General features: G+C 41.5%; 32 protein-coding genes. 1 reads left to right on the forward strand and 31 read right to left on the reverse strand.

Going from position 1 to position 19387, the window contains the following annotated elements:
* Positions 1 to 48: 48 nt before the first annotated feature.
* The 26 genes from N1I80_RS13275 to N1I80_RS13400 all read right to left on the reverse strand — a co-directional run bounded on the left by N1I80_RS13275 (position 49) and on the right by N1I80_RS13400 (position 14530).
* Positions 49 to 372 (reverse strand): DUF6096 family protein, encoded by a 324-nt coding sequence (locus tag N1I80_RS13275; RefSeq protein WP_340738343.1) that lies wholly within the window; start codon positions 370 to 372, stop codon positions 49 to 51.
* Between the two features lie 78 nt (positions 373 to 450).
* On the reverse strand, positions 451 to 870 hold the full coding sequence (locus N1I80_RS13280; protein WP_340738344.1) for a phage tail tube protein: 420 nt from the start codon (positions 868 to 870) through the stop codon (positions 451 to 453).
* Between the two features lie 16 nt (positions 871 to 886).
* Positions 887 to 1240, reverse strand: a complete 354-nt coding sequence (locus N1I80_RS13285; protein ID WP_340738345.1) for a hypothetical protein — start codon at positions 1238 to 1240, stop codon at positions 887 to 889.
* On the reverse strand, positions 1240 to 1680 hold the full coding sequence (locus N1I80_RS13290; RefSeq protein ID WP_340738346.1) for an HK97-gp10 family putative phage morphogenesis protein: 441 nt from the start codon (positions 1678 to 1680) through the stop codon (positions 1240 to 1242). The genes N1I80_RS13285 and N1I80_RS13290 overlap by 1 nt, the downstream gene beginning before the upstream one ends.
* A complete protein-coding gene (locus N1I80_RS13295; RefSeq protein WP_340738347.1) occupies positions 1677 to 2009 on the reverse strand; it encodes a hypothetical protein in 333 nt (110 codons plus the stop codon). Before N1I80_RS13295 ends, N1I80_RS13290 begins: the two co-directional genes overlap by 4 nt.
* Positions 1990 to 2307: a phage head-tail connector protein gene (locus N1I80_RS13300; protein ID WP_340738348.1), complete on the reverse strand. Its 318-nt coding sequence runs from the start codon at positions 2305 to 2307 to the stop codon at positions 1990 to 1992. The genes N1I80_RS13295 and N1I80_RS13300 overlap by 20 nt, the downstream gene beginning before the upstream one ends.
* Before the next feature lie 36 nt (positions 2308 to 2343).
* Positions 2344 to 3336 (reverse strand): major capsid protein, encoded by a 993-nt coding sequence (locus N1I80_RS13305; RefSeq protein ID WP_340738349.1) that lies wholly within the window; start codon positions 3334 to 3336, stop codon positions 2344 to 2346.
* A gap of 16 nt (positions 3337 to 3352) precedes the next feature.
* Positions 3353 to 4081, reverse strand: a complete 729-nt coding sequence (locus N1I80_RS13310) for a DUF4355 domain-containing protein (protein WP_340738350.1) — start codon at positions 4079 to 4081, stop codon at positions 3353 to 3355.
* 112 nt (positions 4082 to 4193) lie between these two features.
* On the reverse strand, positions 4194 to 4424 hold the full coding sequence (locus tag N1I80_RS13315; protein ID WP_340738351.1) for a hypothetical protein: 231 nt from the start codon (positions 4422 to 4424) through the stop codon (positions 4194 to 4196).
* A 69-nt stretch (positions 4425 to 4493) separates the two neighbouring features.
* Positions 4494 to 4730 carry a hypothetical protein gene (locus N1I80_RS13320; RefSeq protein WP_340738352.1) on the reverse strand — a complete coding sequence of 79 codons (237 nt, stop codon included), beginning with the start codon at positions 4728 to 4730 and terminating at the stop codon, positions 4494 to 4496.
* 3 nt (positions 4731 to 4733) lie between these two features.
* Positions 4734 to 6266 carry a minor capsid protein gene (locus N1I80_RS13325; RefSeq protein ID WP_340738353.1) on the reverse strand — a complete coding sequence of 511 codons (1533 nt, stop codon included), beginning with the start codon at positions 6264 to 6266 and terminating at the stop codon, positions 4734 to 4736.
* A complete protein-coding gene (locus N1I80_RS13330) occupies positions 6250 to 7629 on the reverse strand; it encodes a phage portal protein (protein WP_340738354.1) in 1380 nt (459 codons plus the stop codon). Before N1I80_RS13330 ends, N1I80_RS13325 begins: the two co-directional genes overlap by 17 nt.
* Positions 7630 to 7633: 4 nt before the next feature.
* Positions 7634 to 8926: a PBSX family phage terminase large subunit gene (locus N1I80_RS13335; protein WP_340738355.1), complete on the reverse strand. Its 1293-nt coding sequence runs from the start codon at positions 8924 to 8926 to the stop codon at positions 7634 to 7636.
* Positions 8916 to 9356 carry a terminase small subunit gene (locus tag N1I80_RS13340; protein WP_340740046.1) on the reverse strand — a complete coding sequence of 147 codons (441 nt, stop codon included), beginning with the start codon at positions 9354 to 9356 and terminating at the stop codon, positions 8916 to 8918. The genes N1I80_RS13335 and N1I80_RS13340 overlap by 11 nt, the downstream gene beginning before the upstream one ends.
* 87 nt (positions 9357 to 9443) lie before the next feature.
* Positions 9444 to 9929, reverse strand: coding sequence for a hypothetical protein (locus tag N1I80_RS13345; protein WP_340738356.1), 486 nt, complete (start codon positions 9927 to 9929; stop codon positions 9444 to 9446).
* A gap of 205 nt (positions 9930 to 10134) precedes the next feature.
* Positions 10135 to 10884: a replication protein gene (locus N1I80_RS13350; RefSeq protein WP_340738357.1), complete on the reverse strand. Its 750-nt coding sequence runs from the start codon at positions 10882 to 10884 to the stop codon at positions 10135 to 10137.
* Positions 10885 to 11081: 197 nt separating this feature from the next.
* Positions 11082 to 11537 (reverse strand): sigma factor-like helix-turn-helix DNA-binding protein, encoded by a 456-nt coding sequence (locus N1I80_RS13355; protein WP_340738358.1) that lies wholly within the window; start codon positions 11535 to 11537, stop codon positions 11082 to 11084.
* A gap of 13 nt (positions 11538 to 11550) precedes the next feature.
* Positions 11551 to 11742: a hypothetical protein gene (locus tag N1I80_RS13360; RefSeq protein WP_340738359.1), complete on the reverse strand. Its 192-nt coding sequence runs from the start codon at positions 11740 to 11742 to the stop codon at positions 11551 to 11553.
* A gap of 10 nt (positions 11743 to 11752) precedes the next feature.
* Positions 11753 to 12076 (reverse strand): hypothetical protein, encoded by a 324-nt coding sequence (locus tag N1I80_RS13365; protein WP_340738360.1) that lies wholly within the window; start codon positions 12074 to 12076, stop codon positions 11753 to 11755.
* Positions 12077 to 12169: 93 nt separating this feature from the next.
* Positions 12170 to 12877, reverse strand: a complete 708-nt coding sequence (locus N1I80_RS13370) for a hypothetical protein (RefSeq protein WP_340738361.1) — start codon at positions 12875 to 12877, stop codon at positions 12170 to 12172.
* A complete protein-coding gene (locus N1I80_RS13375; protein WP_340738362.1) occupies positions 12874 to 13080 on the reverse strand; it encodes an XtrA/YqaO family protein in 207 nt (68 codons plus the stop codon). The genes N1I80_RS13370 and N1I80_RS13375 overlap by 4 nt, the downstream gene beginning before the upstream one ends.
* Positions 13077 to 13481, reverse strand: a complete 405-nt coding sequence (locus tag N1I80_RS13380) for a hypothetical protein (RefSeq protein ID WP_340738363.1) — start codon at positions 13479 to 13481, stop codon at positions 13077 to 13079. The genes N1I80_RS13375 and N1I80_RS13380 overlap by 4 nt, the downstream gene beginning before the upstream one ends.
* Positions 13474 to 13665 carry a hypothetical protein gene (locus tag N1I80_RS13385; RefSeq protein WP_340738364.1) on the reverse strand — a complete coding sequence of 64 codons (192 nt, stop codon included), beginning with the start codon at positions 13663 to 13665 and terminating at the stop codon, positions 13474 to 13476. Before N1I80_RS13385 ends, N1I80_RS13380 begins: the two co-directional genes overlap by 8 nt.
* 55 nt (positions 13666 to 13720) lie before the next feature.
* Positions 13721 to 13900, reverse strand: coding sequence for a hypothetical protein (locus N1I80_RS13390; RefSeq protein ID WP_340738365.1), 180 nt, complete (start codon positions 13898 to 13900; stop codon positions 13721 to 13723).
* 163 nt (positions 13901 to 14063) lie between these two features.
* Positions 14064 to 14351, reverse strand: a complete 288-nt coding sequence (locus N1I80_RS13395; protein ID WP_340738366.1) for a hypothetical protein — start codon at positions 14349 to 14351, stop codon at positions 14064 to 14066.
* A 5-nt stretch (positions 14352 to 14356) separates the two neighbouring features.
* Positions 14357 to 14530 (reverse strand): hypothetical protein, encoded by a 174-nt coding sequence (locus tag N1I80_RS13400; RefSeq protein WP_340738367.1) that lies wholly within the window; start codon positions 14528 to 14530, stop codon positions 14357 to 14359.
* A gap of 128 nt (positions 14531 to 14658) precedes the next feature.
* Here N1I80_RS13400 and N1I80_RS13405 point away from each other — a divergent pair, with 128 nt between their 5' ends.
* On the forward strand, positions 14659 to 15546 hold the full coding sequence (locus N1I80_RS13405; protein ID WP_340738368.1) for a hypothetical protein: 888 nt from the start codon (positions 14659 to 14661) through the stop codon (positions 15544 to 15546).
* A 322-nt stretch (positions 15547 to 15868) separates the two neighbouring features.
* Here the strand turns inward: N1I80_RS13405 and N1I80_RS13410 are convergent, their stop codons facing one another.
* From N1I80_RS13410 to N1I80_RS13430, 5 genes are all read right to left on the reverse strand, one after another.
* Positions 15869 to 16519 (reverse strand): hypothetical protein, encoded by a 651-nt coding sequence (locus N1I80_RS13410; RefSeq protein WP_340738369.1) that lies wholly within the window; start codon positions 16517 to 16519, stop codon positions 15869 to 15871.
* A gap of 36 nt (positions 16520 to 16555) precedes the next feature.
* Entirely contained in the window at positions 16556 to 17374 is an 819-nt protein-coding gene (locus N1I80_RS13415; protein WP_340738370.1) for a phage antirepressor KilAC domain-containing protein, read from the reverse strand.
* On the reverse strand, positions 17371 to 17808 hold the full coding sequence (locus N1I80_RS13420; protein ID WP_340738371.1) for a DUF6809 family protein: 438 nt from the start codon (positions 17806 to 17808) through the stop codon (positions 17371 to 17373). Before N1I80_RS13420 ends, N1I80_RS13415 begins: the two co-directional genes overlap by 4 nt.
* Positions 17808 to 18437 (reverse strand): hypothetical protein, encoded by a 630-nt coding sequence (locus N1I80_RS13425; protein ID WP_340738372.1) that lies wholly within the window; start codon positions 18435 to 18437, stop codon positions 17808 to 17810. Before N1I80_RS13425 ends, N1I80_RS13420 begins: the two co-directional genes overlap by 1 nt.
* Before the next feature lie 65 nt (positions 18438 to 18502).
* The gene (locus tag N1I80_RS13430) at positions 18503 to 19357 is read right to left on the reverse strand and encodes an ATP-binding protein (RefSeq protein WP_340738373.1); all 855 of its coding nucleotides are present in this window, start codon (positions 19355 to 19357) and stop codon (positions 18503 to 18505) included.
* Between the last annotated feature and the right edge of the window lie 30 nt (positions 19358 to 19387).

The following is a 19387-nucleotide window of genomic DNA, read 5'->3' on the forward strand; positions in this document are numbered from 1 at the left end:
TTAAGTTTTTGATTGGTTCACTTTCATGTGCATCATTTTGTGATGCGCTTACGCCTTGCTCGGGAAAAAACCCGACACTTTAAAGACCTCGATTAAAGCAGGCAGGAGATCCGTATAAGCATTGCCATCGTCAATGTACAAATCATATAAATTGGCAATATCATCGAATTTGAAACCGTGATGGAATTTCTGTACAGCTGCATGAAGAATAAGTAACACGCTACTGATAGATGGTAGATTTCCGCTTTCAATTGCTGTTAGGATATCCAGAGGATTCCGACCACCCAATTTCTTTTCTAAGTCCACGGTTGCCGCAGCGGTAATGCGTAGTTTGAATTCTTCTCCACCAAAATTTAGTGTTGTGTATTTCATAATTATTTTCCTCCTCATAATAAAAAGCACCTCAAGAGAGATACTTTTTTTGCTTGTTTATTAGATTTATGTGATCGATTAAGGCGTAGGGTGAACCACATCAATGTCACTTTGTAAGGACATGCCAGCCGTGAATGTCATTGCCGCATTAACTGCCGCCGCATCCATCTTCACATTAACGAAGGCCGAGAACTCGTGCCCTGTACCATCTGGGTATTCCACTTTAAACTCAACCACTTCCCCGGCATCCTGCAACCCTTGCAAAATACGGTAGTTACTGTCCGCCGTTTCGTTATCATACAGAAACTTAAATGTAAGGTCACCCAAATCTTTAATTCCTGGAATATATTGTTTAACTGAACTTGCTAGCGTGGTTACTTCTACCTTCTCTGGATCTCCACCCATTTCAGGTACTTCCATAAGGTGTTCAAGCTCCGTGTATGTTGAACCGCTAGCTTTATAGCTTAGCGTTGTGTCTTTTGATAATAGTCCTGCCATTTATGGTCACTCTCCTTTATTGATGTACTAGTTTCGTTCGTTTGTCAACAATCCCGCGATAGCGCATAGTCTTCCGCTTCATACCGCTAGGATCGTTTAAGTCCGATGCAAACTGACGTGAAAACCCGATGCCACTCATTTTCTCGTCAACCGCCGATGCAATAGCGCCTGTAGATTTGGTATGCCAAACGTCAATCAAGATGATGATCTCCGTCTGTAACTCTACTCGCATTTTGCGATAGTTCGAGTTGTCAGCCTCTTTGAATGTGATATGCGGTGTTTGCCCCGGACCAGCTGGGAATTGATCGGATACTGAAACCCCTGAAATCGACGTCAGTAACGAAAAGATTTCCGGTTTAGCATCATACATTATGAACCACCCATTTTCTGAATATCCTTTTTCAGCTGTTCTTTCACTATGCCCACCGCTCTGTCTTTGTGATTCTTAAGCGCTGGATAAAGGAAAGGCTGAGCTTCCATCCCTGCCCAGTCTTGACGATAGTTTAGATTCTCGGGTGATTTAGGAGGAGAAGGTGAACCCTCGCCTCGTTGACCTGTCCCGAACTCCACATAAGGGCCGTAATACAGGTTAGTGGAAACCTTACCGGTGATAACCCCGTTTTTCTCTTCGGTTTTCTCCTCAATACTGTTTCGCAATAAGCCGCTATCTCCAACTGGTGCAAGCAGTTTCGCTTCACCCTGGACCATCTTATTCGCTTTCCTTATCCCGACTTTTAATGACTTGTGGCTATTACCGCCGAGATTATCCAGCTTCTTCATAAGACTGTCTAACCCTTTGATTTGGCTCACGTTCTCACCTTCTCTAGGTCAACGACGTAATGGGTATTCCATCGTCTGACGGCGACTACCTTGTAATCCGGTGGAGCATCAGAGGTAACGTGAATACACACTCTATCAGTCTCCAGGATGTCTGTGCCTGTTTCCATATAAGCTGTTAGCATGTACGCCAGCCGTTCACCGTATAGCTCTAGCATTAACTTGCCGCCTGCCGGTTGAACGTTAGCCCGGATTGTGTGTCCTACTGAATCCGTGTCTTCAGAAGTAGAGCCGTCTGGTTCCGTAACGACTACACGCCGATAAACTGTATAAGGCTTTAAATCACGCTGTAGGAGACGCATAGCGCACCAACTTTGCTAACCGTTTTTGGTTGATCGCATTCTGAATGGATTGAGGTAAATCCTCGAAGGAACGGCTGATACCACCCTCTGAATGAGAGGTCTGCCCTTCAATACCTTGCTTGTTGTATTGGATGACGGCTATTTGTCGCTGAATTGATTCTAGCGACCGTGGAAGCTTGGTGCGATTCGTCCACGTCAGAATGTCTGCTTCTATGTCATCTAGGGACAGCTGGAGCAGACCATCTTGTTCGCTATCTTTAATTCCGAGTTGCAATTTCAACTTTACAAGTGGAGTCATGAGATTGCTCCTTCCCCAAAATAAAAACAGGAGGAATTAACCTCCTGCTGTTTGCTCAATCGTATTGAATTTAAATTTAACAATGCGTACAGCTTTCGGCTCATAAACTCGTTTCCACCGAGCTCCTGCTTTCAATTCTGCATTTGTCGGGAATTGGTTCGCAACACCGCCCTCTTGCCATGCAACCCCACGAGGATGCAGCACGAATACTTTACGATTGATAAGCGTTTCTTCGCCCGAAAAAGCAAGCGCATTGCGTGCGACTTCCGTCTCAACAATATTGGGATGTGTACCATTGCCTAATGCGATAGCTCCCTGCCCGAAGATATATACCTCTGAAACTCCTGTTGCTGTCACAAATGGCATAGAATCGTCCACAATCACACGTTTGCCAAGGAAGTAGCCGATAGGTTTACCTTGCTCCGACTGTGGAACATACTCAATCAAGTCTTGCTTAACAAGTTCGGACTCGACCGCCGAATGCATCATGACACCTGTTAATAGATTTTTTGCATCGCCCATCAGTTGAGTTGCGTCCACAAATGTACGTGCATTAATCGTGCCTGCGTCTCCAACTTTAGCGGTAACGTCATGAATTTTATCCGCCATCGTCGTTCCTTTGAAGACACCTTCGAGGGTAGAAAGTAAGTTTGCTTGCATGTCTCTAGCCCAATAAGCCCCTACACGACCAGCAATCGCACCTGCTGGGTCGGCACCACTCAGTAGCGCTGATAGTCCGTTAACTCCCCATGCTTGCGTACGTGCTTGTTTACGTGCCATATCTTGATCGCTCGTAATTTTGTTAACAGTCATATCGCCAGAGTCTTTCATGACTTGAGACTCAATATCTTCTAGGTCATTCCAGAACGGCATGTTAATGAGCGTATTCGCACCTCCTGCTAATGCGTCGAATTCGGGATCATTGACGATAATTCCACTTTGAACTAACTCTGATTTTTTCATTGTTTCCTGAATCGTATAAGGCGTGAAAATTTCCGGTTGAATTACATCAGCAATACGTGTTGTCATTTATAAATCGTCTCCTTTAGGCTTGCGCCTTTAATTGTTTATATAGTTCTGGGTTTTCTTTGAAGAGTCTTCCTTGTTCGGTCAAGTTAAAATCTGGACCTGGCTTGAACGGGTTCTTTTGACTTCCTGAGCCACCTTGTCCACCACCACCTGGAGGATTACCTCCGCGTAGTCGTTCATTGACACCTGCTTCAACGGATTCTCTGAAAGCTTTTTCAACAGCGTCAAGGCTTGCATTAGTCGATGCAGCATCAGTGAATACCAGAATCTCAGCAAGCGTTTTCGGTAGACCTTTTTCAGCAAGTGTTTCCAGTGCCGTGGCTCTAAGTTCGCGGCGTGTAATGTCTGCCTCGCGTTCTAGAATCTTGGACTCGCGCTGTTGTTGTTCGTACTCGGCTTTCTGGTCTGCGTTCATCTTGGCAAGCTTCTCAGCCTCCGTCCTTGCATCTTCAATAGCTTTGTCACGGTTAGCGCGTTCTCTAGCCACTGTCTTGGCAATTAAAGCGTCAATCTTCGCCTGTTGTTCTTTGGTGAATTCGGCTTCATCTTTCTTTTCTTCATCATCTTTTTTGTCGTCGCCTTTATCATCCTTATCCTTGTCATCTGCACCCTCAGCACCGTCATCAGCGAAGAACTGGATATTTAGTCGTAAAGGAAGCTCTGGACGTTTAACGATTGACTGGACAGGTTTATGTGGGACGAACAACGATTTGACAAAAAAGATTAATAGCATAATAAATTTCATAAGTACCTCCACCGTTTAACGCCCGTCGGCTTTATCCATGCACCTTTTCATGTCGTGGGCACGTTTTGGACAAAATAAATAGCCGCTCAATTAGCGACTAACTTGATTTATTTCATTCACGCATTGAATCAATAATCTGCATCTTACCTATCTCCAACAGCCCAATATGTTCCGAGTTAAGCGCGTGACTGAAGGCTGTATTAATGTCACCATTCCTCATCTTAGCTACATATACCAAAGTTTCAATTTCGCTAGGGTCTGCCCTTTCTGAAAGACCCTCAATCAGAGAACTCGGGGTGACTTTTCCTTCTCTCCTATTGCGGAATTCATTAATTTCAATCATACGGACTTCCTCCTTGGCCTACATAAGCATAATAAAAAGCACTCCACCAGTTACGGTTGAAAGTGCTTTTTACTCGATAAGCTCAATTTGTTTAATTTCATACCCGTGGACTGCAAATTCTCCACCTACCTCAAAATGCTGTGTAGGTTTAAGTGTCCTTACGTAAATATATTCCCCGCCATAGTTACCATCATCATCGGGTTCGTTATCTAATTCAGATGTATAATCAATAACTTTCACTCTTAGGACAGTCCCATCAATACAAATTATTTTTATATTTTTACCTAACGTATCCTCCAACTTCATCGGTTAATCCCTCCCTTTATACGGAACTATATGAGTTCTATTTTTTGCGTGATGAATCTTAATGCTTTTCACAGACATTTCATTCCGTACATCGTAGCCTAAAACTTCATCAGTTATAACGGTTTCCCTATTCGTTCGTTTACCGGATTGCGTTTTCTCAATTGTGCCAGTCCCGGCGTACTGATTGAAGAGCTTTTGAACATCAACACCGTCAAAGAAATAGCTTTTTCCTTCTATAGATGTTGACTTCATATGAGGTGCTTGTTTCTCGGGATTAATCGATGAACCGTATACGCCATCCTTTAATCTGGATTTCACGTAATGATTATCTTGAAGTTTTTCCCACTCTTCACCTTTAGTATACTTCAAGTCTTGGAACGCAGCAAAGGATTTTGGCGCATCTTTTCCTAAAACTTCCTTGTACTGATCAAACTGCTTCTTATCGGCTGCCTTATTCTGAATCTGCTTCTGGATGATATCAATCTTATCCTTACCGTGCTTCTCGTCCAAACCTTTGCGCCACTGTTCATAGTTCGTGCCTGCTTGGATAAGCTCATTCTTCCCTGTAACTGGGTCACGGGCACGACGTTGAATATTGGCAAGTGCTCCAGGGCCAAAGTGTGCAATAGTAGTTGAACGACAAAATGGATGCATCGGAGGCATATTCACGCCAGGCTTTGCATCTTTAACCGCAAATACTTTCAAATCTAGCTGCTGACATTTTAAAGACGTTTTTTTATCAAGCGTAGCGACAAATACATATTCATCGATTTCAGCCTCTTCGTACGATTCCATTTCAGCCGCATTAGCCATATAAGTAGTCTCTGTACGGATGAGACGATTAGCAGCAAACTTACCAGCACCTGTCATGTCCTGCAATTCTCGGGTCATCTGAACGACACCAGCGCCGCTTTCAAAACCGGAAGTGATTATGCTATTCATTTTTTCAGCTAGAACATCGGTATTATCCCAAATCCGTGAAGAGAAATTCCCTCCGACCCATGGATTCTTTAAAATTGATTCAACTCGGCTTGATGGCATAGAAGCGAAGTCAAAGCCGACTCCTAACCCCTGCTGCGTATCAAACATCGTCCGGTAATAGGCATCATCTATGGTCCTCATATATCCGGTCGTAGTAGCTGAAATCTCGGTATCTGCAATAATCTTGGACTGGATATAAGTATTTTCCTTTAACGCCTCTAATCGAGTGATACGGGCGCTGTATGCTGGGGCATTCAGTCGGTTCAACATTTGACGCTTGATAGCTGGATCTTTGATGTCGTTGATTTTCGACTTGATGGAATCCCATTCCTTTTTAGAAATAGGCTCATTCAGCATCTTCTTAGCATCTTCCGTAGATAACTTGCCATCTTTTGCGAATTTGTCGAATATCTTCTGTGCTTCTGCTGCTATATCCTTCTGGGCTTTATCGTATGCCGCATTGACTACTTTGACAGTCGAATCGGCTCCACGGTGATATTCAGCCATCCGAGCAAGAGAGCGTTTATCCCAGTAGGCGTTACTCCTCGTCTTCATCGCCCGTCACGCCCTCTGGTGGATCCATTGGGAAACCGAATGCGGATTGCTGCCGTTTCAGTTTCTCCTCGAGCTGTAGTTTCACCCTTGCAATCTCTTCGGCTGTATCATCCACGAACGGAAGTAATGCAAGGAGTGTTTCTGTACTAACAAAGTCGATTAAGGAAACAATCTCTTGAATCGTCAACTCGTTCTCAGGTAGGTTACGGATCATCGTAATAAGCACGCCTGATACCTCAACCGCTTTTGCTTTCACAGTTAAAATATTGGCAAATAGCTTTAGGCGCTTTCGTAATCCTTGGACAAAATAGCGCTCCTTGATAACGGCCAACTGCTCTAAACCAAACAGCTTGTATTTCATGGCCACACCCGAACTGTTAGAAGCAAAGTTCTCGTCAGTCAGATTCGGGACCATGGAAAACTCGTGGATATCAGACTTGATTGCGTCTTTTAGTATTTCTACCTCAGCCTCATTGAGCTGTTTAATAAGCCAACCTGCATCAGCGTTCTCTGGTAGCTCCAATATTTTATGCTTCTTAAGCATCCTTGCCGTTGCTGACTGTTCCTCTTCGTCATCCCCGAATGATACGCCTACTACTTTAAGCAGCGCATCTACAAGTTGTTCCTTGTCATTCACCCGGTCTGATTGAAGCAGATTGTAGGCATCAATTAAACTAATTTGCTGTTCAAAGTCGCCCTGTTCTTCTTCGTTGTTTAGGAATTCCACAATCGGTACAGCGCCCCAGAAATGTTCATCTATATCAATTTCCCTATAATCTTTACTGTCCACTTCTTTCACGAAATACTTCAGCACTTCTGATTCTGTATAGACGTTAATGTTGTAACCTATCACTTCGTTGTCAATGTCGCGTTTTTCATAATAGTGGACACCGAACATCGGCTTGTATTCAACCGTGTCATCGACAACAAGGAAAATCTGCCGTGGATCTATGACGGATACTTTGGGAATCGGCTCTTCATCACCGCTCATGAAGTAAAGCTCCAGACCTCTACCGAATACGGATAAGTCCTTCGCTAGCTCTGAATCATGAGAAACGATGTCGATAGCTTTATAGGCTTCTGTAATAGCCTCGATTTGTTCACCCTCATATTTGATTGGCTTGCCAAACACATACCCAGTAGCAATGTCAGTGATGTATTTAGCATGGTTTGCCACCAGCTTATTGTTAGGCAACCCCTTATCCTCATCTGTCGGACGTTCTAGGATAGCGTGATTCCCTTGGTAATAGTCATCCAGCAAATTCAACCGGAGGATATCCTCCTGGTGCTCCTTGATGCAGCTTGCAATAAGTTCTACCGGAATGCCGTTCTCTATTAAATCTCTATCGCGAATAATTGCCACGTAATCACCTCAATCCTAGTTTTGATTTACTGCCGATTTTCACTTTATTACTCTTCTTCATATCGCCCTCAAAAGCGTACCTGGTGGCGTCAATCGTATGGTTGTCCTTATCTTCTAAACGGGGCTTCGGATTGCCGTCACGGTCCGTCTGATAATCGATGTTCTCGAATTCCCTCGCAATGTTAGGAGTCCGAGTTGGATCAATACAAATAAAGTCCAAGTCATCCAGCCACTCTTCTCCGTACTCGACCGAGTCAGGACCTTTGATAGCTGCCTTAAGACGCTTTATGCCGTGCTCATTCCGTAATTCGTCGTTAGACTTAGGTTCAGCGGACTCAGCTGTCATATCCTGCTTTTCGTAGCCCTTTTTAAGTATCCACTCTGCCAGCTTACGGTTACTCACTTTCTGGTCGTACAGTTCATCAATAGCGTAGATTCCATTTCTCTTCTTGTCATAGTGCCAACGGACAAATGCCAAAGGATCTGGTCCATACCCATAGTCAATGCCTTGACGGATGTTGTCGAACGCTCTAACCATGTCGTCCGTGATACTTCCGGCAACCACTTTCAGATTATCGAATGGCACAACACCAGAACCGACTGCCTTGCCCTCATATTCCCATTCATATTTCCTCGGGTTACGCTCCTTGGTTGCCTCAGCTTCCGCTATGAACTGTTTCGAGATAAACGGGTTATCCAAGTACGTTGAATGATGTACAAGCGTGTTAGCGGGTTGAAACGATGTCTCATATTTCTTGTTAACCCATGATTGCTTACGCTTCGGGGGGTTGTACGAAAAGAAAAACTTATAAAAAAGACCATCGCCCAATTCTCCACGTAATAAGGAGTTGGTGATGGTTGTGACTTCATCTTCAGTTTTGAACTCGGCTAATTCTTCTATCCATGCGATAGCAAAAGGAAAGTTAGCAGACTTCAATGATTTGATTCGTTCAGGTTCCTGTGCTCCACGGAATACCATGTAATTTCCACGCGGAATGTAAGTGATTCGCATTGGCGACTTGTTAACCTTGAATAGATGGGAAACACCTTGTTCAGCTATGGCCCATTTCATTTGTTCAAAGATGGATAATTCAATCGTGTTGTCTACTTTACGGATTCCGACTGCATTTACTGCATAGCGCATGAGCAGCTGAACGATGATGTGAGCGATATCGGATGACTTACCTGAACCGCGGCCACCTTTGCAAACGATGTTTAGGATTTCTTCTGCAATGGCTGCACGCCATACCGGGTGAAAAGCTGTTGGTAGGAATTCGGATAGTTTTTTAACTGCCATTCCCATCACCGCTTATGTCATCGATGAATTGAACGGCGCCAGTTACTTCTGTTTGCTGTTTGTCCGTCCACATCGCGTAGCGTTTGCCGAGTAATTCGGCTGCCTTTATGCGGTCTTTAGCGCTCACGTCGATATCGTCAATCGTCTGTGCTCCTTCCCCTATTCCCCGTAGCGTCTCTTCCGTTTGTTCGCCCCGGACAATTGACGAGAGGAATTCCATGATTTCCTGCTGATCCGCAACCCGTTCAGATTTCAATTCTTCCATTCGTTTTTCTATATACGTTTTAACCCCAACATTCTCCAACATTTTATAACTTTGGGCATTCGCATAGGCTTTACTGTATCCCGCTTGTATCGCTGCCCCAACTGCATTCCCAGACTCAATATAAAAGTCGGCAAACGCTTGTTGTTTCGGATTTAATTTCTTCACATTCAATGGCATCACCTCATTATGCTAATCGCTTAGTTTATTTTCAGGCATAGAAAAAAGCACCTCCGAAGAGATGCTTGATCCTCGTTAAAAAATTTTGTTTATTAATTCTTCTGCGTCGCCGTATCTTCTTCCGTTATACTCGTAATAAACCTCGGGATTTGAATAGCACTCGATATTCTTCTCAATCCCATTTAATTGGTGTTGAATCCTTGCTTTTGCAGCCAAGAATTCATCATCAGGTATCGACATCGTACCTCCCGCATAACCCCGGTTCCTGATATGGATATTCGCTCTCATATCAAAACCTTCTTGAATTGATATCAAATGCAACGATTTTTCCACAGAAAATGTTAACTCTTTGTATTTCGCGGTAATAGTTGAATTCTGACCAATTTTCTCAACTTCAAAACCACTCTTTTCAAAATAAGCGGCAACTTTCTCCGCAAAATCATTTTTATACTTCTCAAGTAATGGAAGCACATTTTTTTCATACAAAGATGAACTGTACCCTTCTCGCTCACTTACTTTTTCTTTTAAATCCTCTAACTCTTTCAGTTGTTGCAAGTTCATTTTTCTCACCTCCCATATGACAACATTCGCCAAGAAAAGGTGTAAATCCTTTATATTCTCAAAACTACACACCATATCCAGTCCTGTGAGTTTCTAATGAATTCTGTCCTCATATCTAAACGAGCGTTTTTCACTAGTCAACGATTATTGGATGACTGTATGATGCATAGTTTTCAAAATATAAAAAGCACCCTGTTAAGGATGCTCAGCTTATATCTGCGTATCTTAGTATTGGCGTCGTTGCATAACTCTCTCCAATGAACGAGAATATCTTTCCATCGTTACTGTCTGCTAAATTATCAAAATGTGAATCTATACACTCTATCAATGTGCCATCTGATAAATTCAGTTCATTTCTTATCTCGCCAAACCTACATTCTAAATCAACCAATTGATTTCCGGTTATCGTTGGATGATTCTTTTTGAACTTCTCGTTAAATTTAAAATTATAGTAGGAAAAAACATAACCCTCATTAGCGGTTTCTGTAATGAGGTATCTTTTTGGAGTAGTCTTTGCTTTAATCTTTGAATTAATCTCTGGTAATGGTAACCCCAATGTGGATAAATGTTCAACCCACTTTGGTATATTGGTTACCCCAATTTGGGTGAATGGTGATTCCTCTAAGGCTTGTAGCACATCGTGATCAATTCTATACCACTTAGTTCGATCTATTTTTAATTTGTTATAGTTTCCTGTAACAAGTAATTTCATGTTTTCCAAATTCGTTATAGTTCTCTGTATTGTGTTTTTGCTCCAAAAAGGAAATTGTTCCGACCAACCAGCCACGCTATTAAATGTCCAATAATGACCATCCTTGTAATTGTTGTTCGACTTCTTATTTATTTCATTCCAATAGTGGACTTGCTGCAAAAATATAGATTCATTTAAGCCTATTTTCGACGCCAACCTCGGCATGACCATCAAAGGATGCTCGTCCAATAGCAATTTACTCATAACAACAACCTCCCAAGTTGTCCCCGATACACTAAAAGAGGGACAGGAAGGTGGGTGCCTTCTTTTCGGTAATGAGCCTAGTTCCCATTCTGATTATACCATATTTATACACAAATCGACACCGTGTGTGTCACTCTTATATAACATAAATGTCGGAGTAGCGTGATCTTCGAACGACCCAACTCCCCGACCTGCCTTTAAGTATACTCTAGCTGTTTATTCGATTGCAAAATAGCGGTTATTTGGCTACTTTGGCTAATCTGGCTAATAATATCGTTCTTCTGGTGCCGCACATAATCTTTGGACATAGAAAGATGCTCCGCTATTTGTCTATGCGTCATGTCATCTAACAAACAATCATAGATGATCTTTTGCCTTTCATCCTCCAAGATATCAAGCGCTTTCTCTAACGCATATACGTTTCTTTCATACTTCTCCAGCCGATCTAACTGATTCTTTTCCCGAATATCCATTGCATCCAATTCAGCATAACTTTTCCCCTTGCTCCCCCTTGGCATAGCTGCTTCGATTCCATATAGCGCAACACCCCAAGACCTCATCGGTGTTGAACCGCCCCAAATGATAGACTGCAATCTATTTATCTCATTTTTCATCCAACGATAATCTTTGATTAATTGTGCGATTTTCTCCATGCTGCCATCTCCCTTATCGTCTTCTAAATGCCCCGCCAGGTCCCCGTTTGTATGTATCCCTACGAACACCCATCAAACCCTCTAACTCCCGCCGTGATAGCCGTTCTTTCGGCTTATCCCTACTCTTGGTATTCTTCCGCTCTACTTCGCCTGTACAAGCCTGCAAAAGCCCGTTTCTGACAATCTCACTTTGAAGAGTTCTCATAACTATCACCTCAACGAATTATTTTGCGAACCATGAATTTCGGTTTGTTTGACATAACCTGACTGCGTTTGCGTGTATCCCATTTAAGGTCCCAACCGCAGATTGCTTCATTTCCTGTATTCCAAAGTGATTTCTCGTAATTTTCTATGGCAACGTCTTTTGTCTGGTTCCACAACTTCGTTAATCGCTCTACAAACGGCACAAGCCATTCCACCATCCCTGTGACTCCTATAATCACGTTGTCAATCATTCTTGAAACTTCCTCAATTGATAACTGGTGACGTTCAGCGAGTTCCGCCTTTATTTCATCCAACCGCACTTGATTGATTTCCATTGTCTTTTCCTCCTTTTGAATATAAAAAAGGACAACAAATGACACAGCGCAATGCTGTAATCAATCGTTGTCCTCCAGTTGACTGGCGGGGACTCATATACTTGTAAACTTAGAAAGTTCCATAAAAATAATTTGAATTTTTTCTTTTTCATATTCTTTTATTCTGCGATTGTTTTTCTCTGTTATTTCGTTCATAACAGGTAATACGAATAATTTAAACTGACTTATTAACCCCAAATACTTGTCCAATTGATCTAAATTTAAATTATCTGTGTTGATTTCGCGGAATTTTCTATACTCGTCTATAAATCTTTGTGCAGACGTTCTTTTTGCTTCAAGAAGTGGCTTGGTTAATCTATAATACGCAGCGAGTTCTTCGTCTGGGTAGTATTGGGGCGCGTATTCTCCTTCGCTAATCTCATCCATCGGAACGTCTTGCAGCGGATCTCTAAGTTCATTATAACTATTTTCTGCAAATAGAATCGATTCTAACTCTTCGTATAGATTTTTAGAGTAATGATTTAAAATCCTCAATACTTTATACGATTGTTCCATCTCTAAATCCTGTAGTCTTTGAGACTCTTTTTGATTTATTCTGATGGCTAAAGCCCCAGTTATCCCCGCTCCTGATAATGCGCCTAAAAATGTTGATGCGGGACCCCAGAACGAACTTTCAAAACCGATAACAAAAGTAAATCCAAAAATCGAATTGATCATTCCTGTAATTAAGGCATATAGGACTAATATTAATGCCAAGATGATAGAATATAATACATTCCTCTCAATCTTGTTATCACTCAAAACGATTCCCCCTCATCCCAGTTAACACGGGTCACTATCCCCTTGTGTGTCTTAATCGTTGTATTAGCGTGTGGAGGTAAATCAGCCAACTTTGCCCTACCATCACTGATTACAACGACGCATGACTCTGGTAGTTCCATTGTATCAATATTCAGGATGCCTTGGGAACTAATTTGTAATTCTTTCATTCTAGGAGAAGTCATTCCAACACTTCCAATGCTTGTTCTAATATCTGAGCGGATACATTGTTATTCCACTTATGTTCGTTCAGCGCAAGAACAATAGCTACGCGCAATCGCTTGTTGTCCTCAATTGTTCGTTCTAATTTGTTTAATGCGTACTGGGCGACCGCAGTAGGACAACTCACTATATCCTCCATGCCGTGACCTTCCGCTCGCCTATCATCATCGGTAAATGTATCACGCATCTTTACCATAAATCCTGTAATTTCTTCGTTTTCTTGTTGGATGTCGTGCTTGTTCCTTGCTTCTTGCATCACCCAATCTACATCTCTCACATAATCGGGGTGCATATTTTCTATTCTTTTGGTTTCATTCCACACATTAATAATGCTTGATAGTCGTCTTTTATCGTTTTCAGTCACCCTTATCCACCTCTTCTGCCAGCTCAATAAGCTCCTTCATTGCAACTTCAACTGGTTTTCCGCTATAAATTTCGACAGCCTTCACGAAGCCACCTATCGCTTCTGTTAGTTGCCTGTTTCCCTTTTTTAATTCCTGAACCCGTTCAGCTTGTTCGATAAGCCATGAAATTGAATCAACGGACAATCTTACACACCTTCTGTGAGTATCTTTTATCACGTATAACCTTTCCGAATCCTTTTTAGTCATCCTTATCCACCTCATTTATGAATTCCCTCATTGCTTTACGCGACATTATTTGCGTCAGCGGATCTCCGGCATAATCAAGGCGTGCAGAGGTAATATAATAGACATCATCTCCGCTACCGTTAATTAGTGCATGCTCATTCCCGAACATATCTTTCCAAGTAACCGGATCCATTCAAATCACCCCTTCTTCTTCTTCCATTGCCGCTGTTTTTTAACCATCTTCTTCGAGTACGGATGCTTGTATTGTTCGCTAGCGCAAGAAGGACAGGCGCCGATGTATCCGATGAGATGCTTCGAGCAGATGAAACCTCCATTTAACGGCTTGTCCTGCGAGTTCATTTCTCGTCCCGATTGATACTAAAATCAAAACCGAACTGCCGATTAATCTCCTGCAGGTAAACGTCCAACTCACCAAGTCCCTGGTCATATTCCTCTTGACTATGAATGTAATCGAAATTCACCTTCGTGCCGTTCTTATTTGGTTTTAGCCACTTAGTCGGCTTCATTCTGTCGTTTAGCATGTGCATCCATAAATTAACTTTCATTATTGCATATTCTCGATCGCTAAACTTCGCCGTTAAGTTTTTGTAAACCATTTGGCCACTCATAACTTGTGCCTTCATCCTATTCACCCTACCTCCACCAGATTTTTTATTTTAGTCGTTTCACGTTCAGCTTTCAGTTGATCAATTTTGCTTTGCTGATCCTGTATGATGTTATCTTTTCTGATCTCAGTTTCATAAGGTTCAGCGGTGTCCACCGCGGACACACTTTCCATCGACTCGCCTCCCTGACGCCGCATCCTCACTCCCTCCATCTCTAACGACGGTTAGTAATTATTGGTGAACTAATTCCGAGTAGTTCTTATTCAAAACTATTTATGCGATAATTGATTCGTTCAATGAAAAAATATGAAATGGGGTAATCATTTTGTTTGTGACTGATGAGTTAAAGGATAAACTCGGATATGAAAAATGGGTGCTAAAAGAATCTATCCTTGCAATCGAAAAATATAAAGGCGTCCTTTCAAATAGGACAATCAGATTCGAAATTAACGGAACTATCAATCATCACCTCATGATTAAGAATGAATTGGGAGCGAGTAAACGTGTTGAAATCCTTGAAAAATTAAGTCCTTTACTTTTTGTAACTTCATTTAAAACTCTTGATATGATTTTTGAATGGATTTTAAAAGAAAACGGTTCGACTTCATGGCAATTTGCTAAAAAAATTCAGAACTATGAGATCTTGTCTCAAGAATCAGGCTTTTTATTACCTACATCAATTAATCTAGAAAAACCGTTACTAGAAACATTTTTTAAGCTATATAAAAATCTTGCAGTATATAGAAATCAGATTATTCATGGAAGTTGGGGTACTAATAACGACGGTAACCTATTATTTTCATTCAGAAAAAATGGATTAGAATATAGTAAACAAATTACTTTTACCAATGTTTTAAACTTAGCCGAATCTATTTCACTATTTGCCGATGAAATAATAGTTCCAACTGAAAACAAATCATTTGTTTTTAGTACTATAAAATTTCTATTAGATAAATTAGAATACATTCACGAAGGGAGTTTATTTAATACTCCAGCACCAAGCCATTTTAAGGTTGAATATGAAATATCTGATTCAACTGAAATTTTATTAAAGGAAATATTTGACCATTTAAATCATCAAACATATGGCAATCCTTTTTCTTTTAGTTTAAGGGCTATCTCGAGTAATAAGACTTGGGAATTTCCTTGGAACTATTTAAAAGATCACGATAAGTTAGTTCTTAATTCATCACTGGACAAGTTTCTCGTTTAATTAAAATCGCACTTCAAGACTGTTTACCGAAACACTATTTGTTGGACTTGATGAGTTATCGACCCCTAGGAGTTGTAATTTAGCTACACCTTGTAAGTTACATTCGTCGATAATTCTTGTGTTTTCCTGCCGAATACATTCGCGCAAATTTTTTTCAAACCATTTCCGTCGATTTTTATATCCATAAGCCTGCTTTCCTCCTTTATGAAGACAGCACCCACTTCTAAAATTCCAGCATTCAGGTTATACTGATGATAGATGTTATTGGGGTGCTGCCCTTGTATTGCTCACTCTCTAAGTTGCCGCTTAGAAAGTGAGTTTTTTATTTTACGACTTTCAAATATCTTGGTCGTGGCTTGCGCACCTTTTGAACTTCGCCAGTGTCGTTGTTTATGAGGATTTCCTCGCCTTTATCGTCCTTGAACATCGTAGAAGTGGTAACGCCTTGCTCTTCAAGAAACTCTTCCATGATTCCCTTACCACCTTCCATACGGCGAAGATCACTGGCTGTAGACATCATTTCCACCATGAAGATACGAACGGTCCAATTATCATATTCCATTAAAAACTCTTCGATATCTTCCCCTATTACTTTATCTTCACCGAATTCTTCAATATACTTTTTAGTATAAAAGTAATCTTTCACCTGGTACTTTTCCCCGTCGTAACTTTTCTCGATAGGGAAAACTGTTTGGAATTCTCTTGGTGTTAATCCGCTTGCTATTGCCTGAATCGATGAAATTAGACCAAATCTGTTTTCTAATCCTTTGCGATCTTTACTCCTTGATTTCGAAGTGTTAATCATCTTCACGCCTGACCAAACTGCTTTTCTACGAGTATCTAAGTCGTAGTCTTTAAACTCGGAAAATTTTTTCACGGCACTTTCAAGTGTGTTTATAAATGCGGTTGAATACAACGAAAAGTAATCTGGCTTCTCTTTCTTAATCCCGTTGATGACTCTCAGCTCAACCATCAATCTCACCCCTCTTAGTTTCTAAATCCCTTTCAATCACCGGCAGAATTTTATCCGCTTTAAGTAACTCGTAAATAAACAATCTACTTTTTGCGTCCATTTCGTACTCATTGAAATATCCGGTGTACCGTCACTCCTGGTAATCGGAATAGTATTCGAATGGACATACCCTTTGTCGGCGTATTTCTTGTACAACAACCATTGCTTGCTCTGTTTATATTGGACTTGCAAACTATAAAGCAAATCATTCATTTCTTGAGCAGTCATTCCGTAATCTTTCGCAATTTGCGTGACGGTGACTAGGCCTTTGTTTTTCAAAACGATGTCCGTATAAGCCGCTTTCGGTTTCATTTCCTCGATAACCTTGTCCTTTTCAGCAGACTTAATTTGCAGGGCTTTATTTTCATTACGCTCCTTTTGCAAGGCTGTGAGAACCTTAATCCCAAACTCTGGATTGTCAATCATGTTATCCAGCGTTTGCGGAGTTGCGTAAGCGCCGTGTTTATGAATTGACGGAAGCACGTCTTCGTATAGCCAATCTTGAAATGGTTCAGCTTTGGGTTTTTCAGATTTACCAAATACGCGGTTTAATGCTAAATTAGTTATAAAAGCTTCTCCTGTATTGTGCAATTTTCTATTTCGGTTTAACGCCGAAATAGAAAGGTCGCTATTTCTAACAATGAAGACCTGACCTTCTTTACAAAACTTTGTTACTTCCTCAGTTCTTGTGTATTCCAGAGCTTTTGAAACATTGCTTGCCAAAATGAGAAAATCACCATGAAAGTCAAACGTGAGATCATTCTTAGTCAGAATCATCACTTCGTGTTGCCCTTCAAAAAGCATCAGATCATTCATCCGCCGCTCCCCCTTACCCCAAAATAAGTTCCAAATTCGACCTGACGCTTCAAGTACGCGTATCCACGAATAAATCCCTCTACAAAATGATCTTCCGCATCTCTATCGGCTGCATTTTGCGTGGCATCTTCATATTCTTCTAGCAAGACAAGAGTATCTTCGTTTAGGTTCTGACGGAGTTCTTCAGACTTTTCTACCTGTTCCTTCAATGCTTTCTTCGTGTTTCGAGTCACAAGAATATTTCCCATTCCAAACTCCAAGGCTTCCGCAGCAATCCCTCGTAGCATCTCAATCATGCCTGCCTCGTAACAAGCAGCTCCGAATATCAATCCTTGACCCGAGTCAGTTATTCCTGGTGATACACGCGCTGAGATTTCAGAAATGTTGTCTGCCGTTACCATGGACCTGTTAAATTCCCTAGTTCTTAATTTCATCATTTCCCCTCCTGAAATTCATTTGTGCTTTGCCGCTTTAAAAGAAATCGTTCAACTCGCTCTACAATTTTGCCTAATAAAGCATCATCAACATTTATCCCACCTATGAATTCCTCTATATCTGAATTTCCGTCCCTCTTTGATTGACATTCAGAAGAAGATGTTTCTTTTTCGCCGGCTGATTCAACTAGTGGTAATTCATTTTTCAAACCGTCCGGATCCTCAGTCGTTTCACTAGGCTCATAATTCTGTTCACGCGCACTTTTCAATTCCTGCCACAGAATCCACACTTGATTGCTTTCATTCAAAATCGCATCCGCTGCCCCTTTAAGGAACCAGCTATTCTTTTCGTCCTGGCAAGCTAACGCGATTAACCCCAAATAGATATCCGATGTACTCAGCTTGCTGACACCTACTTCGTCTTGCTCAATTTCGTACCCGTTGATAATCGCAGAAAGTAATTTGTCCGTATTTCGGCAGTTGTTTATATAACTCCACTGGTTCAGCGTATTGAACAAACCTTTTCCTGTTGACATGCCTTGAATTATCCCGAAATCAGTAAATCCTTCACCCCGTAATTTTTCAATTGCGCCAGCCACTTCGATAGGCAGCATTACTTTTTCTATCAATTTAATTCCTCCCACAGTTTTATTTGAATGTTACATGTAGCAACTAGGGACAACTTGTCCTTAGATCAAAATTCAATGTTCCCCAATCGTTTATCCACGGTATCTTTAAAACCGATTCGGTATTGATTTCGCATCAGCCGAGACACCAATTTAGGGTCGTACATCCTCACTAGCGCGTCTTTCGATAGATTGGTTGTGATGATAGTAGATTTGTTCTGGCGACCGTTTGCGATAGCGTAGAGGATTCTCAACGTGAAGTCTGTTGCTTGCTTCGTTGTCCCAGTCCCGCCAGTTTCTGCTCCAAGGTCATCCAATACTAGGTAGTCAACACTCGTCAGTAAGTCCGAAAAGTAATATTCTGTATAGCGACTTTCTTTGTCACTGAAGCTATTCCGGATCCGCAACAACATTTCATCTACACTCACGAACAGACAGCGCTTGTCCTTCTTACCACACTCGTTCAAGTTTCGTAGAATAGACATGGATAAGTGACTTTTACCAACACCAGGAAGTCCTGTGAACCATGTATTAAACACCTTGCCTTGTTTGTAGTTTTCAAACACATCCAGCGCGCTCTTTTTATTCTTATCCGTTTCACTATCTGGTTCGCCAGGGTCGTAGTTTCCAAATGACGCTTCAAGCAGGTCGATGTCAGTCAGTATGCTTCGTTCGTGAAATATGTTGTAATTGCGGCGACTCATGGCAAGCCTGATTTTAGCGTCCTCTTCGTCGCTCAATTCCTGAGAAGCGCGATCCCTTTCGCATATCGGGCAGAAGATTTCCCCATCAAACGAAATTTTTTTAATTTCCTTCACGTACTCTTTCCCATTTGCCAGTACTTTGTGTTCGTAACAAATTTCAGAAGTTAAGCCCATCCGATTGTTGTTGAGGTTGCTGATTACATCCCCTATCGTTTGCATTGTCTCTACCGCCTTTCTAAATTCCTGTTT

Source organism: Sporosarcina sp. FSL K6-3457, from assembly GCF_038007285.1.
Classification (GTDB): Bacteria; Bacillota; Bacilli; order Bacillales_A; family Planococcaceae; genus Sporosarcina.